Here is a 16,837-nt window from a genome sequence, read left to right on the forward strand (position 1 = left end):
ACAGGCTGTTGAAAGATATCCTTTCGGGTTATAAGTTATTCTAAAAATATAGGATTCTGCGATGAGTGAGAATGAAGATAAAAAGTTAGAAACACCGCCGACACAGACGCTAAAGTCTCCTTATATGCTGCAAATTGTTTCCCTTGCTATTTTGGCTGCATTGATGGTTATGCCTTTCGGTATGGATAAAATGAATTTGCTCAATTATGAGCAGACTCCGCAGCTCTTGTATCCCTTTACGGCTCTGTTTTCCGGTTTGGTACAAAAAGAGTTCTATTTTTTTATATCAGCTGTTTTTCCTTTTTTTATTGCCTGTAGCTTTTCTCATTATTTTAGCTTCGATCTTTTATAAAAAAATTACACAAAACATTGTTATTATCTCTGCCTTTGTTGCGGTAACATTGTATCTTGCACCTACCCTTTCGGGAATGACAGTATTCGCCAACACCATACGTTGGTTTAAATCTTTAAGTATTTTAGTGTATGCCGCTTTTTTTACTGCGCTTATCTTTCATATCTTTTTAATCAGCCGCGGTATTGCTTTAATAAAAGCAAAGAATGAAGCGTTCTCTGAATACAAGCAACTTATTTTGGAAGATGAAAAAGCTGAGAAATCGGATAAATCGGAGAAACAGCAGGGGAACAAAAAGAAAGATACAACAGAAGTTGCAGAACCGGAAGATAAAAAAAGATTAATATAAAAACTCGAATTAAAGAACTCATTGCTGCGGTAAATGATCCTGAAAAGAAAACACATCTAAAAAATAAAATAACCGCTGTAATTCTTATCGCAATTATTGTTATTATTTCCGCCTTTATTTATACGGATTTAAAGAACTACAAATTGCTTTTAACCCAGAATGTCAATACGACGGGTAAGAATCAAGCCGAGCAGGTCGCGGCAATTTATGATTTTTCGGATGGACTTCATGCAAAAATAAGCGCCTTTCTCGAAGGTATAAAAAAGACAAACGCCTCTTCACCTTTTCCGCACCGCCGCGTAGATATTATTACGACTGACAGTACCGCTCCTATTTTTCTTGATAAAATCGATAGTACTACGGAGCTTCCGGACTTCAACGTATTCTCTTATACGACAGAGTCCGGATCGGTACGCGATATACCGGCAGAAGAAAAACGCATTACTGCGAAAGAGGCTGCTTTCTATATAAAGCATTTTCAAAATGCAAGTACCCGGAATCAACCTATTTATAAACCGGAAAAGGGAACCTGTATTTATATATATCCTATAACTTTTTCACGGAAAGACGGCCAAAGGCTTGTCGGATTTTCCGTTGTAACATACATGAAAGAAATACTTAACCGTCCGTATTTCCAAGCAAAAGTATTTATCTTTGCACTTGCAGCAGTCTTTTTGTATGCTGTCATCATTATCACATTGTTTCTTGCTGATTTTATCGCCGCTCCTATTATTCAGCTTTGTGTAAATATTAGAAAGACAACCAATATTTTAAGCGGAATACTTTCAGGTAACGCAAAGGTTGAAGCGAACAGACTGGTCTTTGAAGATAATCTAAAAACACGGGACGAAATAAAGACGCTCTCACACGAAATAAAAAATATTATTACGCTCGTGCGTAGAATACTGCCCTATATTTCTTTTCATACTCTTCAGAATGCAGAAAAGGATATCGGCCCCAAGGGAATTACACGGAATCTTTGTTTTCTTTTTACCGATATCAGAGGGTTTACAAAGATGTGCGAAAAACTTCCTGCGCGGGAAGTCATTATGATTTTAAATCGATATCTGAACATCGAAACTAAGATTATTTTTGATCATGGCGGCGATGTTGATAAATATGTCGGCGACGAAATTATGGCGTTTTTTTCCGGACCCAATAAAGAGATAAATGCTTGTAAGGCTGCAATGGAAATACGGGAGGCACTCTACCGTGAACAACAGGCCGCTATGAAGGTAGGTAAGGAAACTATCTCGCTCGGCATCGGTATCAATACCGGCTATGTTACGTTCGGTCCTGTCGGTTCGGAAACAAGAAAAGATTTTACGTCCATCGGCGATACGGTAAATTTGGCGGCACGGCTTGAAAGTGCAAATAAAGAATACGGTTCAAAGACCATTATTTCGGAAGCTGTTTACAAGAGTCTCAACGATTCTTTCATTTGCCGAGAACTTGATTACATAACGGTAAAAGGCAGAACAGAAGTGGTGCGAATATTTGAAGTGTTACAAGATGCTCAAAAAACCAGCAGTGATAAGCTTTATGATTTAAAAGAAGTTTTTGAAACAGGACTCGGATATTATCGACAACGAAAATGGAAGACTGCTGAAAAATATTTTTTGGAATGTGTAGAAAAATACAACGATCAACCGGCAAAAGTATTCTTAGACAGAATAGCCCACTATCGTAATTCTCCGCCTCCCGCCGACTGGAAAGGCGTCTTTGCTATGCGTATGAAATAACCAACTAAAACAACTATTGCACATAAAAAAAGCCGATCAACCGGATGGTTAATCGGCCTTTTCCATTTTAGCCTTTATCTTAACTTAAAACTTATAGCGTAAAGTTGATAACGTTTGTCCTTCACGCAATACATCGAACCACACTTCTTTTTTAACCTTTGACAATTCGCGATAGAATTCGCGCATATTTGCTACCGGCACATCGTTTACCGCAGTAATAACATCGCCGGATTTGAGCCCGATAATGACTGCGGGTGTTTTATTGGTAATGTTGGTGACCAATACTCCCGCCTGTTTTTTATCAAGCTTTAATTTATCGCGTACTTCATCAGTGAGCTCGTAACCGATAAATCCCGGCCAGAGTTTTGACGAGTCGGTAACGATGTTCTGATCCCGTTCTTCAATCTTTACGGAAAGTGTTTGTTCTTTGCCGTCACGGATAACTACAAATTCTGCTGTTGTTCCGCTGCGGAGATCGCCGACATCGCGTACCAGCTGATCGACACTCTTTACTTCTTTGCCGTTCAGCTTAACGACAAAATCGCCCGGCCGGATACCGCCTTTAAACGCAGGGGAACCTAAGAAGATATCGATAGCCAAAGCGCCGGTTTTTTCACCGAGCCCTAGAGCTTTCATAACTGTTTCGTCGGCGCTTGTCAGTTGGACTCCGACCCAGCCGTATTTCAACTTACCGTCGGAAATGAGCGAGTCGATTGCACCTTTGACGTTATTAATCGGAATGGAAAATCCAAGCCCTTGTGAACCACCGCTTGACGATGCGATCCATGTGTTAATACCGATAACTTGCCCGTAGATATTCACAAGCGGGCCGCCGGAGTTTCCCTGATTAATTGCCGCGTCGGTTTGGATAAAGTCATTGATATTATTATTTGGCCCGCCCGATCGCCCAACCGCGCTGACCATACCGCGGGTAACTGTCGAAACATACCCGAGCGGAGAACCGACGGCAAACACGATATCACCAACCTCTACCGCATCGGAATTTCCCAATTCGGCAATGGCAATATCTTTTTCGGTGGATTCAAACGAAACCAATGCGATGTCCCGCCGCTGATCGCCGCCGACCAGTTTTCCTTCTGCAGTATGCCCGTTATACAACTTGACGATAATCTTTTCCGCCGTACCGGTAACATGCTGATTAGTTAGCACATAATAGGTATTGCCGCTTTTACGGACGATAACGCCCGAGCCCATACCTTCTGATTTATATTCCTGCTCGCCGCCGTCATTACCATCGGATTTTTCACCGTTATTCTGATTAGGCATTCCGAAAAAGAACCACGGGAAGCCGTCCCCCGAGAGAGGATTGCGGACTTTCTTAATTTCCGTAACCGAAAGCGTTACTACTGACGGCAAAATTGCCGCAGACACTTGTCGATTTGCGCTTTGCAGCCCTTCCAGCAAGGAAATCGTCTCTTTTGTGATTGCTTCCGAATGTTTTGTATCGGCATAAACCGTTGTTGCCGAAGCAGGACTCGCAGAGCATGAGGATACAAAAATCATTACGGCCATGCTCAACAGTGCAGTACATGCCAGTGCCGTTTTAAACTTTCGTTTTAAATACATGAGTTTACCTCCAATATGAGAGCGCTATAAAAGATGTAGGTTTTAGAAGCCCTCGTTCGTGTATCAACTGTTTCTTAAACATATAAAATACTATTTTGATACACGTATCGTCCAGGGCAACGCATCAAAAATATTTTTAGCGGTTGCTTTCCTTCTGTGCGAAATTTCATAGGTATAAGGTGAGCGTCTACAATGACGCCGCTCACCTTAACCGTCAAGTTTTCTTTCGAAAACTTGCGTATTGATGTGTGCGCTTTTCGCGCACGAATCCAACAGTTTCCAAAATTCATATTTTGTTCAACTGTTGTATTTTAAGGAAATAAAATTTCGTACATTTTTTCAGCAAAGGGGGGTAAACGCATCAGACGAATAGAATATAGATCGCAAAATCAGGAGGGTGGGCAAGCATTTGAACCGCGAAGAGGTTCAACTCTGCTTGAACAGCCTCCTGATTTTGCGGGGTGATCAGCAAAACGTCTGATGCGTTTACCCTGACGCATCGGCAATAACTTGACAGAGGTTTTATATTTTGTTTGTATGTACGGATGATACGGTTAGTAAACGTGAATAAACGGTACGGAGAACTTCAAGCCGTTGATAATATCAGCCTTGAAATTCCTTCTCATACGATTTTCGGTATTATCGGAAAAAGCGGCGCGGGGAAATCGACGCTCGTGCGGCTGATAAGCCTTTTAGAACCGGTGGACTCGGGCGAGATTTACTACGGAGACTCCCGCGTAGACACCTTGACAGGCAAGCTCTTACGAAATCAGCATAAAAAAATCGGGATGATTTTCCAAAATTTCAATCTATTTGCATCGCGCACGGCTGCGGGCAATATTGCCTATCCGCTTGAAATTGCGGGAATGCCGAAGCGTGCTATTGCAGCAAAAGTGGAAGAAATGCTGCACGTTGTCGGACTTGAAGGCCGCGGCGATGCGCGGGTAAGTACCCTATCCGGTGGACAAAAACAGCGGGTGGCTATTGCTCGTGCCTTGGCGGTTTCTCCCGATATCCTCTTTTGTGATGAAGCGACAAGCGCACTTGACCCGCAGACGACACGCTCAATTTTGGAACTGCTCAAGCGGCTGCAAAAGGATATGAATTTAAGCGTTGTGATGATAACGCATCAGATGGAAGTAGTGCGCGATTGCTGCCAACAAGTGGCCGTTATCGATAACGGCGCCGTAGCTGAAACGGGTTCCGTGCGTGAAATTTTTTCTGCACCGAAGTCGGAAGTAACCAAAGACTTCTTAATGCATATCAACCCGCTCAATCCCGAAGACACGCAGCTTATCCGATGGTCTAAAAGCGGCGGCGCCTATACGCTCCGATTCTCAGGTGAGCTGACGAGTGAGCCTGTCTTGAGTAAAATTTCCCGCGATTACAATATTGAATTTAACATCTGCGCAGGCGGTATGCAGAAGGTCGGGGAAACGGTGGTCGGAACCCTCTTTGTCGATATTAACGGTTCACCCGAAGATATGCAAAAAGCGTTTGCTTATCTTAATCAAAACGGTATCAAAGTAGAGGAGACACGCAAATGAGTTCATGGTCAACGTTAGTGCAGCTGGTAGGAGCGGCGACAGGGCAAACGCTTATAATGGTATTCTTTTCTACGCTTTTTTCTTTTATACTCGGAGCGCCGCTCGGCGTGCTGCTATGCATCACTGCGGAGGGGAACCTTATGCCGCGACCGGTGTTGCACCAGCTTATCGACCGGGTGGTAAACGTATTACGCTCATTCCCATTTATCATATTGATGATTTTACTCTTTCCGTTTTCGCGGCTCATCATCGGTACCAGCATCGGAACAGCTGCAACGGTCGTACCGCTTTCCATCGCCGCCGCCCCTTTTGTTGCGCGGGTTATCGAAAGTGCCTTGCTCGAAATCGACCGCGGTGTTATCCAAGCGGCTCTCGCGATGGGATCATCCACTATGGAGATTATCTTTAAAGTGATGATACCGGAAGCACTGCCGCCCCTTGTCGCAGGCATTACACTGACTATTATCAACCTTATCGGGTATTCGGCAATGGCAGGTGCAATCGGCGGCGGCGGCCTCGGCGATTTGGCGATCCGATACGGCTATCAGCGGTTCCGCAGCGATATTATGCTGGCGGCGGTCATCGTCATTTTAGTGATGGTCGAACTTATTCAATTTATCGGCACGAGGATCAGTACGGCGCTTGCAAAACGACGGTAGGAGATACTCGCTCACTGTCTTTTGTAAAGACTGGGAAGCTGCATTAAGGATGAAGAGGTAGTACTGATTAATTAGCCTTCCTACTAAAAAGCTGAGAGAAAGGGCAAACATGTCAGATTTGTTTGCCCTGGTCGTACCTTTATTTTTTATTAATTTGTTCCGTATAGAATTCAAATGCTTCTTTGTCGGTATATTTGTGGTGAACGATTTTTCCGATTGCATCGGCCATCGCTACAGGATGAGCACTCTGAAAAATATTACGTCCCATATCAAGGCCGCGGGCTCCGTCACGGATTGCATGATAAGCCAATGCAAGCGCTTCTTGTTCGGGGAGCTTTTTTCCACCGGCTACTACAATCGGCACCGGACATGCAGCGACGATTTCTTCAAAATCTTCGCAATAATATGTTTTTATAATGTTTGCACCGAGTTCGGCAATAATACGTGTTGCAAGTTTAAAATACTGTGCGGTGCGCTCCATATTCTTACCGACTGCGACTACGCCAAGAGTCGGTATGCTATAACGGATTCCCGCATTAATAACCGCAGAAAGATTATCGATGCTTTCCAGCTGACCGTCGCCGCCGATAAAGGTCTGAACTGCAAGACAGTCAGCATTCATCCTTATCGCATCTTCAATATTGACGGCAACAACTTCATGGGTTAAGTCATCCTGTACCATAGAAGAACCGGAAGATACTCTGAGCGCAATAGCTTTTTTGCAGTCGGGACGCACACAGGTGCGCAATGCGCCTCGTGTTGCCATAAGGACATCGACATGGTCATTAAGCTGGGGAATTAAAAGGTCGAGCCGTTCGAGCCCCGAAACGGACCCCATAAAATAACCGTGATCAAATGCGAACATCACGGTATTACCGGTTTGAGGATTAAAGATATTCGAGAGGTGTTTTTTCATACCCCAGTCGAGATTACCTGCCCCCTTGACATAAAATGCTCCGTCAACGGCAAAAGGGACATCCGTGTAATAATCGTGAGCTGTTTTTAAACCATCTAAATCTGCCATACTATCATTCCTATCATTAAAAGTGATAACAGGGAACCTCTAAAAACGGCTGTGTCTTTAAAGATTCCCCTATAACCTCTATTTAGAAGTTATATTTATCCATGTTTTCTTTTGTGAATACTGCACGCTCCGGAAGCAATACAACACCGGAATCGTTTGCCGTATAAGCTTTCGGATCAAGTACCGTGTTCGGCTGAATAGTTACCTTACCGATGGTAGGAATATCGATTGTGTCGCCGACTTTCATACTGTGTCCTGTTGCTGCCCAGTAGGCGAGGTAACAGGAAATTGCACCTTGAATACCGCAATCCCACAAACCCCAGCGAGTAAGAATACCTGCACGGCAATAGCCCTTAATCGCATTCGGTGTTGCAAAACCGGTAATGGTTACCTTTTTCTGATTAAGACCAAGGTTTTGTGCGGCTTGACATTGACCGGGAAGAGCAGTCGAGTCGTTACAAATAATTAAGTCGATATCTTTGTGAGCAGACAGAACCGCTTCTCCAACTGTAATTGCACGTTCCGCATCTTGGTTGGAATAGTAGTTATCCGGCGCAACATTAACCCATTTGGGATACTTTTGGCGAATATAAGCTTCGCCTGCGACATGCCATGAATTCTGATCGGTAACCGTTGCCTGAGAATAGTGCCAGCAGTATTTGATAACATCTGTATCGGGATTTTTACCTCTTTCTTTAAGAGAGGTAACACCCATATCTACAAGCATTTTGCCGAGGATATCGGGGGTTCCCTGAGATGTCATAAGCTGCCGAGCATCAGGATTGGAATCGGAGTCCCATGTCATAACGGCAAGACCGGCCTTGCGCGCTGCTTTCAATGCTTGATCGACACCGGCTGCATCAACGGTCGAAATTGAGATTGCATCGGCACCTTGCTGAATAGCATTGTTAATGATATTAACCTGATTCGCCACTGCTGCATCGGGGCTGCCGTCATACTTTACGGTAAAACCGACCTGCTTTGCCAGTTTTTGAGCGCCTTCATTTGCTACTTCAAAAAAAGCATTGCCGCTGATTTTCGGAATAAATACGACAACAACGTCTTTCTTTGAACCACCAGAGCCCTGATCACTTGAGCCGCCGGCAAATACCGGTACGCCGACCAAGAGCGCTGCCAACATAATCGACATCAGTTTTTTCATTTTTTACCTCCTGATTTTGTCGTCCGTTGTTTTCACCTATAGACATCTTTAAAAGCAGAGCTATTAAAGATGTCATCCCCTATCGCTTGCGGAAAATACCGGTGAGATTGCTTGAAAAGCCTTTCCCGGAAAATCCGCGAGATGCAACAATAATGAGCAGTAACATGCCTACCGGTATATCAAGATACTGAGTATTGACTCCAGCCATCGATAAACCGAATCGCATAATTCCGATTACCAGCGCAGAAAGCGCCGTCCCGAAAATACTGCCGCTCCCACCGGTAATTGCCGTACCGCCGAGTACGACGGCCGTTATAACCGGCAGGGTTAATTCTTTACCAAAGTCCGCCTTTGCGGTACCAAGATATGAGGTAAGTACAATCCCGGCGATTGCCGCACCGGCTCCGGAAAGCGCATACGTCGTCATCTTAATAAATCGCGTATTTACCCCGGAAAATTCGGCGGCATTCGAGTTAATACCGCACAAATACACGGAACGTCCGTAGGCAGTACGGTGTAGAATAATATAGGCAATTATCGCCATAATTAAAAACAATAAAATTTGAGAAGGAATAATTCCAAAAAAACGGAACTGCGTAACTGCCGTAAATGCAGCAGGGAAACCGCTGATACCCTTGTACAATTCAACCTTTGCAATACGGGTAATCGAAACCGCTAAACCGGAATACAAAAACGAACCGCCGAGTGTTACAACCATGGGCGGCACATTGGTATACGCAATAATAAAGCCGCTTAACAGTCCGCACAGTATACCTGCAAGAATCGCAAGCAAACAGGCCGCATAGATATTTACACCGCTTTGAAAAAACACCCCGACAACAATCGACGAGAGGCCGACTATTGAACCTGCCTGAATATCCATCCCGCCGGCAATAATAACCATCGTTACAAAAAGCGAGATGATACAGATCGAAATAAAGTCATTGATCGAGCCGAGCAGTACAATCGGACGTAAAAAGCGCGGGTTCAACATACCGAATAAGATAATTTCGCATACAATAACGGCAATCAGCAATAATTCATTTGTAAAAGCAAACCGTTTCTTTCCCATATCGCTACCTACTCTCCGTTCCGGCTGTCTTTGCTAAGAGGCGCGTTCTCCGTGCCTTTTCAGCCGCATAATGCTGTACCAACCCGTCTATCGTAACAATCGTAATCAATAAAATACCGGTAATCGTGCTGTCATAATCGGAAGAAAATTTTAAAAATACGAGGATGCGGTCTATCGACGCCATGATGATGGCTCCTATCAGCGCACCGAACAACGAACCTACACCACCGGACAGACTGATGCCACCCAGAACACAGGCTGCAATCGCTTTCATTTCGTAACCGTTTCCTGCAATCGGCGTAACAAATCCGATGCGGCTTACATAGATACAACCGGCTGCTGCTGCACATACGGAACTAAGCACAAAGGCGCTTATCCGCGTGCGCTTTACCGGAATGCCGACCAGCTCGGCGCCGCCGATATTGTCCCCTACGGCATAAAAATTTCGTCCTATGGCAATACGCCGCAGCAACAGTGAACCGCCGACTGCGATAATGAATGTTGCCAAGTAAATGTAAGTGATACCGCCGATAGTCGCTTGACTGACCGCCTTGTACTCAAACGGAATGTTTTCAACCCATTTTCCGCCGGTATAGACATAGATAAGACCGCGGATAACGCCGTTCATACCAAGCGTCATGATGATAGAAGGAATGCCGAGATATACGAGTCCATAGCCGTTTATGAGTCCGCATACAATACCGATTCCGACAGCCGCTAAAATAGCAAACGTCCACGGACTGCCGTCACGAATTAACGTTGCGCTTACTGCAGCAGTCAACCCCATCACTGCGCCGACCGAAACATCGATTTCACCGATAATCAGTACAAATGCGATACCGATAGACAAAAGCGCAAATACGACGCTTGAGTTTACCGTCTGCATTAAATTTCGCGTACCGAGAAAATCGGGATTAACGATACCGACAAGAAGAAAAAGTATCACTACTACCGCAAGCGAAAAGAGGCTTCTTGCCGTAAAAATCCGCTTAAAGGATATATACTGCATTTATCCAACCACCCCTTTTTCTACACCGAAGGAAGCCGCCATCAGCGCCTGTTCGTTTATTTCAGCTTTTGAAAATTCATGATTAATTCTACCGCGGTACATGGTAACGACCCGATCGCTCATCGTAATGATTTCTTCCATATCGGAACTGATCAGTAAGATAGCCACGCCTGTTTTTTTAAGCTCTTTGATAATCGCGTACACATCGCTGCGTGCTCCCGCATCAACCCCGCGCGTCGGTTCGTCAAGGATAACCAAATGCGGATTTGTAGAAAAACATCTTCCGATAATCACTTTTTGCTGATTGCCGCCGGAAAGAGAACCCATTATCTGGCCGTCGCCGGTAACTTTAATATGAAATTCATCGATGTATTTTTTTGCAAGCGATTTTTCCTGCATGGTATTGATAAGCATTCGCTTTAACGTTGTAAGTGTTATAGAAGTAATATTATTACGCACCGTTGTCAATTTAAAAATCCCGTTTAAAAATCGGTCTTCGGGAAGATAATTGAGCCCCTTTGCAATAATCCGCTTGGTCTTCAACCCCGTAATATCTTCTCCGTTTAAATACACTTTTCCGCTCAGCACCTTATCGCGGCCGTAAAGTGTCGTTGCGAGCTCCGTTTTACTGGCTCCTACGACACCGGTCATACCGAGAACTTCTCCGGGATAGACATCAAGATTAACATCGGCAAAACCGTAACCGCTGAGATTTTTAAGCGAAAGCACCGGCTCTTTTTTTTCGATTCCCGTCGTCTCAATCGTTTCTTCTTCGAGCATTCTTTCGACACTTTCCGGTGCAAGTCCTTTTAACAACATATCATATGTAAAGTCTTTGGTATCGCCGTCCATTGTAATAGTACCATCTATCAAAAGCGCAATGCGGTTTGCTATAGCAAATACTTCATTTAAACGATGTGTTATATAAATGATGCCGACGTTCTTTTTTTTCAATTCGGCGATAATATTAAAAAGTGAGTTAACCTCTTCAAACGTAAGCGAAGAAGTCGGTTCGTCAAAAAACATGATGCGTGCCTCACGCATCAGACCGCGTAAGATTTCTACCAACTGCTGTTCCGCAATCGAGAGCGTACGTGCTGTTCTATCAAAATCGAGTTTCCAGCCGAGCTGCTGCATAATATCCATAAGACGCTTATGAAGTTCTTTCTTTTTACCGGGAATCCCCATCAAAATATTTTCTTCAAGCGTCATATTTGAAAAAAGCATCGGCTCCTGCGGTATAAGATATACTCCCGCGTGCAGCGAAGCTGAGGGGCTTCCATAATGAATGGGTTTCCCGTCTACAAGGATGTCTCCACTGTCAGGTCTGTTTATTCCCATAATGGTCTTTACCAGCGTACTTTTACCGGCGCCATTACCTCCGATAAGGGCAAGCACGTCTCCCGGGTAGACATTAAGGTCAACGCCTTTAAGTACGGCATTGGAACCGAATGATTTATAGATTTTCTTTACCGACAGCAACGGCGCTGCGTTTTCATCCATAGGTTGTTTCCTCTCTCACTCAAGAGTAAAAATTAAAGAACTTTTGTTCTTGATATGAACATTTATCAATATTTTAAGTATAAGACGAAAAAAACGATTTGTCAAATGTATATTTGATAAAATAACAAAATTTCAGCGAGATAGGAATTTCTTACTGTTTTTAAAGTTTTGTTAATTAAATTATGAAGAAAATGAATAATTAGTCCTAATAACCTATCGGTTAAATCTTGTTTTTTTAGATCTAATGTGATAATATGTTCATAGTGTGATATTTTGTTCGTTTTAGGAGAAGAAAAACACAATGACGGATGATTGGGAAAAAGAGCTTATCGTACGTATCGCATGGTATTATTACATACAAAAGAAAACGCAAAAAGAAATAGCCGATATGCTCGGTATTTCCCGTATGCGTGTTATAAGATTGCTTGAAAAAGCTGAACGGGAAAACGTTGTGCAAATCAGCATTCATAATGATTTTAGAGGCAGGCTGAAAACCGAGCAAAATTTGATCGATATCTACCGGCTTGATGATGCCTTTGTAATCCCTTCCGATGAACGCCATACCCCCGAAACGCTTAACGATGCGGTTGCGAAAGCGGCTGCTATGTACATCGACGAACACTTCTCCGATACGCCCATCATCAATATCGGATATGGTGATACGACCGGACGGTTTATGAACTATTTTTCGCAAATTTCAAAAAAGAAACCGACGTATATCTCGCTCACCGGTGGCGTCAGTATTTATCTGCTCAACACACAGCTCTCTGCTGGAAATGCATCACTCTACCTTATTCCGGCTCCTTTCGTTGCATCAACAAAAGAAATTGTTGACGCAATCAAAAAAGAAACGGCCGTTATTGAAATTTCGCGGATGCACTCGACGGCAAGTTGTTCGGTTATCGGCATCGGCGGTATGGATGATAATGCGACTGTTATTAAGTCCGGAATCATACAAAAAAACGATTTCGATTTTCTCAAAATGCGCGGCGCTGCAGGTGATGTGCTTGCTCATTTTTTTGACGAAAACGGAACTTTTATTCCGGTTTCTACCGAAGAACGCCTTATCACATATTCACCGGAAGCATTAAAAAAACTGCACAATGTCATTGCCGTTGCTGCTGGAACGGTTAAACGCACTGCAATCAGAGCGGCGCTTCGGGGACAGTACCCGAATATTCTCATAACGGATGAAGCAACCGCAGAGTGGCTCATTGAAAATAAGTAAAGGAGTATTGGGAGATAATTATGAGTGAAAAGTATTTGATGGCTATCGATGCCGGTACGGGGAGTGTTCGCGCTGTCATTTTTGATGTAAAAGGAAATCAAATCGAATGCGTACAGCAAGAATGGGAGCATCTTGAAGATCCGAAATATCCCGGAAGTATGAACTTCGATTGGGAAAAAAATTGGGACTATGCGCGCCGCTGTATCGCCGGGGTAATGGAAAAATCACACATCAACAATGCCGACATCGTTGCCGTTTCGACAACTTGTATGCGCGAAGGGATTATCTTATACGATAAGACAGGAAAAGAAATCTGGGCATGTGCCAATGTCGATGCGCGCAGTACGGACGAAGTGGTACAGCTTAAAAAAAAGTCGCTCTCTCTTGAACATGAACTTTATCTTGAGACCGGACAAACGTATTCGCTCAGTGCGCTGCCGCGTATCCTTTGGGTAAAAAATAATTTGCCGGAAGTATATGAGAACATTGCTTCTATTGGTATGTTTAACGACTGGCTTATCTATAAAATGAGCGGGAAACTGGTTGTGGAACCGAGTAACGGCTCTACAAGCGGGCTTTTTTCATTGATAAAGCGGACATGGGATAAAACGATTGCAGAGCGTTGCGGTCTTAAACGCGATATCTTCCCGCCGGTACAGGAATGCGGTACGCTCGTTTCCCACGTCAGCAAAGAGGGCGCTAAAGAAACCGGATTGAAAGAAGGAACTCCTATTATTGTCGGTGGCGGAGATGCCCAGCTTGGTACAATCGGAGTCGGCGTAACGGAAGCGAATGAAGCGGCTGTTTTCGGTGGGACATTTTGGCAATATGAATATAACACCGCAAGCGGAAGCATATCGGACGACTGCGATATACGGGTGAACTGCCATGTACAGCCGAATCTTTGGCAGTATGAAGCGCTTGCATTTAAACCCGGCCTGATGATGCGCTGGTACCGCGACGGATTTTGTAGCGAAGAACAAAAAGAAGCTGCCGCACAAGGTAAGGATGTCTATGCGCTGATGGATGAACGCGCCGAAAAAATCCCGGTTGGTTCGAACGGTATGTTCTGTACATTCAGCGATGTTATGAATTTTTCCGCATGGCGCCATGCAGCCCCTACGTTTACGAACTTCACCTTTGAAGCGGAGCTGTTCAATAAATACACCTTTTACCGTTCCATCCTCGAAAGCACTGCGCTTATCACTTACGGCCATATGCAGCTGGTTGCATCAAAAGGAGGCGGAATGCCGTCCGCGGTAACGTTCGGCGGCGGAGCTGCGAAGAGCCGGTTATGGGCGCAAATCGTATGCGATGCACTCGGCGTGCCTCTGCGCATACCGGTCGTAAAAGAAGCAACCGCGCTTGGGGCGGCAATGCTCGCGGCGACAGGCGTCGGTATATACGGCAGTATAAAAGAAGCGGCGGCGGCGATGGTGAAAATCGAAACGACACTACAGCCGAATATGGAACATCATAAAAAATACATGGAAATGTACAAGATATGGCGGAATATATACGATGCCCAACTCGATTTGAGCGATCGCGGCATCACGCAGTACATGTGGGCTGCGCCGGGCATTACCGGAAAATAGAAAGGAACTTCTAAAAACTTCAGGTTTTAGAAGTTTTCTTTAGATGTAACTTGTGATGTTTTAATTTAAGTCATTATATTGTAAAGACTTAAATTAAAACTCGACGGGCACCTCTATTCCGAAGGATGCGAAGCAAATCTAACCGAGTTTTTAGAGGTGCCCAGAGCATAATAGGAGAATAATATGTTTATAGTAGATGAAAAAGATAAAGAGTATCGTTTTCAGGATCACGGGCCGAAGTATTTGATGAAAGGGCCTCGAATGAATTTTGCGATAGTGCAGTTCCAACCGGGACAGGATTTTAGAGCGCATTATCACGACATAATGGAAGAAAATTTTTACATCCTTGAAGGTGAGGTAGATATCGTTGTCGATAACGTCATGCACCATCTGACAAAGGGGCAATTCATCCATATTGAGCCCAAGGAAGTTCATTATGTTATCAATCGATCCAATGCCGTGATGCGCATGGTATCGACGCTTGCCCCCTATCAAGACAACGATAAAATTGAAGTGGATAATCCGGTATTGGAATAAAGGCCACAGAGCGCTCTTGTTGACATACTTTGCTTTTTCAATTGACCTTTCAGCGATAGTATGCGAAAATAAAAAGATGTCCGCATCGTAATCAACCAAATCTACAGATGTGGGCAAGAAGGAGCATAAATCTATGTTAAAAAAAATGATTGGCATTTTGTCTGCGGGGCTGATGATTGCAGCTCTTATGTCATGTACTCAGGCAAAAAAGGAAGAGGGACCTATCACGCTTCATTATTGGACGCATGAAGACCCCGCCCGTACGGAGCTTGAAACAAAGCTTATCGCCGAATTTGAAAAAGCAAATCCGAATATCAAAGTCGAGCGGACGACGCAGGGCGCTGCAAAGCTGATTGAACTGGTACAGACTGCTTTTGCGGCTAATCAGGGACCGGATATTTTCAATTTATCTATCGAAGATGAATATTCTTATGTTGCGAACGGTAGAGTCGCTCCGGTTGATCCCAAAGCTGCCGGTTATGCCGATCAGGCAGCTATCTATGACAGCTATTTGCCGGAAATTCTCAATGCCGTAACCAAAGACGGAAAAGTATACGGTCTGCCGTTGGAAATTACCAACTGGTGTATCTATATCAATAAGAAGATTTTCCGTGATGCCGGTTTGGATCCCGAAAAAGATTATCCCAAAACATGGGAAGATATGGTTGCTGTTTCCGAAAAATTGGTTATCCGCGACGGTGATATTTTGGTGCGCAGAGGGTTCGATTTCCGCTATCCGTATTATCTTGTTGCCTTTGTTCCGATGGTGGAACAGCTCGGTGGTCAGCTGATCAGTGATGATGGAAAAACAGCGATTGTCGGCGATGAAGCATGGATCAAGTTCCTTACCTTTATGCGCGATTGGGGACCCTCCGGAAAGAACCTTGGCTCTCCCACCTACAAGAGCGCACGTAACCTGTTCAACAAAGACAATAACGACATTGCAATGGCAACGACCGGTTTATACCAGCAGGGACGGATCCGCAAGGATAATCCCGACTTCTATAATAGCGGTGAATGGATGGTTGTTCCGTTCCCTCAATTTAAGAACGCAGTTAAAGAAGTTCCCGCTTGCTATTACGGACATTTCTTAATGGTTAACAACGATATTTCCAAGGCGAAGCAGGAGGCTGCATGGAAGCTCATCGGCTTTTTACTCAAGCACGGTGAAGACTACCTACGCGAAGGAGGTAACATTATTCAGCCGACCAAAGCCTTGCTCGACTCGCAGACACTCAAAGATATGCCGTATTCCGATGTATTTATCAACGATATGAACAAAGGACACATGGTGTATTACGGAGCGAACAGTGCTGAGTTGCAAACGGCAATCCGCTCGGCAGTTGAGTCGGTTATGCTGTCCGGTGTAGCTCCTGAAAAAGCGCTTGAGTCTTTGCGAGCAACGGCTCAAGAAATTCTTGACGAAGAAAATAAAAAATAAATAGTTACCTTGCAATGCGATGTTCTAACT

15 protein-coding genes are annotated in these 16,837 nt (G+C 44.3%); 9 read left to right on the forward strand and 6 right to left on the reverse strand.

From position 1 onward, the window contains the following. Positions 1-61 precede the first annotated feature (61 nt). From QI63_RS13295 to QI63_RS06050, 3 genes are all read left to right on the forward strand, one after another. On the forward strand, positions 62-352 hold the full coding sequence (locus QI63_RS13295) for a hypothetical protein (RefSeq protein WP_235619636.1): 291 nt from the start codon (positions 62-64) through the stop codon (positions 350-352). Positions 353-428: 76 nt separating this feature from the next. Next, entirely contained in the window at positions 429-701 is a 273-nt protein-coding gene (locus QI63_RS13300) for a hypothetical protein (protein WP_235619637.1), read from the forward strand. Positions 702-844: 143 nt separating this feature from the next. Beyond that, complete coding sequence (locus tag QI63_RS06050; RefSeq protein ID WP_235619638.1) at positions 845-2,443, forward strand: adenylate/guanylate cyclase domain-containing protein; 1,599 nt, start codon at positions 845-847, stop codon at positions 2,441-2,443. An 84-nt stretch (positions 2,444-2,527) separates the two neighbouring features. Here the strand turns inward: QI63_RS06050 and QI63_RS06055 are convergent, their stop codons facing one another. Next, positions 2,528-4,030, reverse strand: coding sequence for a Do family serine endopeptidase (locus QI63_RS06055; RefSeq protein ID WP_044014754.1), 1,503 nt, complete (start codon positions 4,028-4,030; stop codon positions 2,528-2,530). Positions 4,031-4,575: 545 nt separating this feature from the next. Here QI63_RS06055 and QI63_RS06060 point away from each other — a divergent pair. Further along, the gene (locus QI63_RS06060; protein WP_044014756.1) at positions 4,576-5,577 is read left to right on the forward strand and encodes a methionine ABC transporter ATP-binding protein; all 1,002 of its coding nucleotides are present in this window, start codon (positions 4,576-4,578) and stop codon (positions 5,575-5,577) included. Next, positions 5,574-6,236 carry a methionine ABC transporter permease gene (locus tag QI63_RS06065; RefSeq protein ID WP_044014758.1) on the forward strand — a complete coding sequence of 221 codons (663 nt, stop codon included), beginning with the start codon at positions 5,574-5,576 and terminating at the stop codon, positions 6,234-6,236. The genes QI63_RS06060 and QI63_RS06065 overlap by 4 nt, the downstream gene beginning before the upstream one ends. Before the next feature lie 139 nt (positions 6,237-6,375). On the opposite strand, the gene lsrF is transcribed toward QI63_RS06065, so the two are convergent. The 5 genes from lsrF to QI63_RS06090 form a co-directional block, all read right to left on the reverse strand. After that, on the reverse strand, positions 6,376-7,260 hold the full coding sequence (lsrF, locus tag QI63_RS06070) for a 3-hydroxy-5-phosphonooxypentane-2,4-dione thiolase (protein ID WP_044014760.1): 885 nt from the start codon (positions 7,258-7,260) through the stop codon (positions 6,376-6,378). An 82-nt stretch (positions 7,261-7,342) separates the two neighbouring features. Then, complete coding sequence (locus tag QI63_RS06075; protein WP_044014762.1) at positions 7,343-8,422, reverse strand: substrate-binding domain-containing protein; 1,080 nt, start codon at positions 8,420-8,422, stop codon at positions 7,343-7,345. Positions 8,423-8,501: 79 nt separating this feature from the next. After that, positions 8,502-9,494 (reverse strand): ABC transporter permease, encoded by a 993-nt coding sequence (locus QI63_RS06080; RefSeq protein WP_044014764.1) that lies wholly within the window; start codon positions 9,492-9,494, stop codon positions 8,502-8,504. A 4-nt stretch (positions 9,495-9,498) separates the two neighbouring features. After that, positions 9,499-10,503: an ABC transporter permease gene (locus QI63_RS06085; RefSeq protein WP_044014766.1), complete on the reverse strand. Its 1,005-nt coding sequence runs from the start codon at positions 10,501-10,503 to the stop codon at positions 9,499-9,501. Then, the gene (locus QI63_RS06090; RefSeq protein WP_044014768.1) at positions 10,504-12,006 is read right to left on the reverse strand and encodes a sugar ABC transporter ATP-binding protein; all 1,503 of its coding nucleotides are present in this window, start codon (positions 12,004-12,006) and stop codon (positions 10,504-10,506) included. Between the two features lie 301 nt (positions 12,007-12,307). Here QI63_RS06090 and QI63_RS06095 point away from each other — a divergent pair, with 301 nt between their 5' ends. From QI63_RS06095 to QI63_RS06110, 4 genes are all read left to right on the forward strand, one after another. Further along, positions 12,308-13,234: a sugar-binding transcriptional regulator gene (locus QI63_RS06095; protein WP_044014769.1), complete on the forward strand. Its 927-nt coding sequence runs from the start codon at positions 12,308-12,310 to the stop codon at positions 13,232-13,234. A gap of 20 nt (positions 13,235-13,254) precedes the next feature. Then, complete coding sequence (lsrK, locus tag QI63_RS06100; RefSeq protein ID WP_044014771.1) at positions 13,255-14,829, forward strand: autoinducer-2 kinase; 1,575 nt, start codon at positions 13,255-13,257, stop codon at positions 14,827-14,829. A gap of 183 nt (positions 14,830-15,012) precedes the next feature. Continuing rightward, on the forward strand, positions 15,013-15,366 hold the full coding sequence (locus QI63_RS06105; RefSeq protein WP_044014773.1) for a cupin domain-containing protein: 354 nt from the start codon (positions 15,013-15,015) through the stop codon (positions 15,364-15,366). 133 nt (positions 15,367-15,499) lie between these two features. After that, entirely contained in the window at positions 15,500-16,807 is a 1,308-nt protein-coding gene (locus QI63_RS06110) for an ABC transporter substrate-binding protein (protein WP_044014775.1), read from the forward strand. Positions 16,808-16,837 lie beyond the last annotated feature (30 nt).

Origin of the sequence: Treponema sp. OMZ 838 (assembly GCF_000775995.1) — a bacterium.
Classification (GTDB): domain Bacteria; phylum Spirochaetota; class Spirochaetia; order Treponematales; family Treponemataceae; genus Treponema.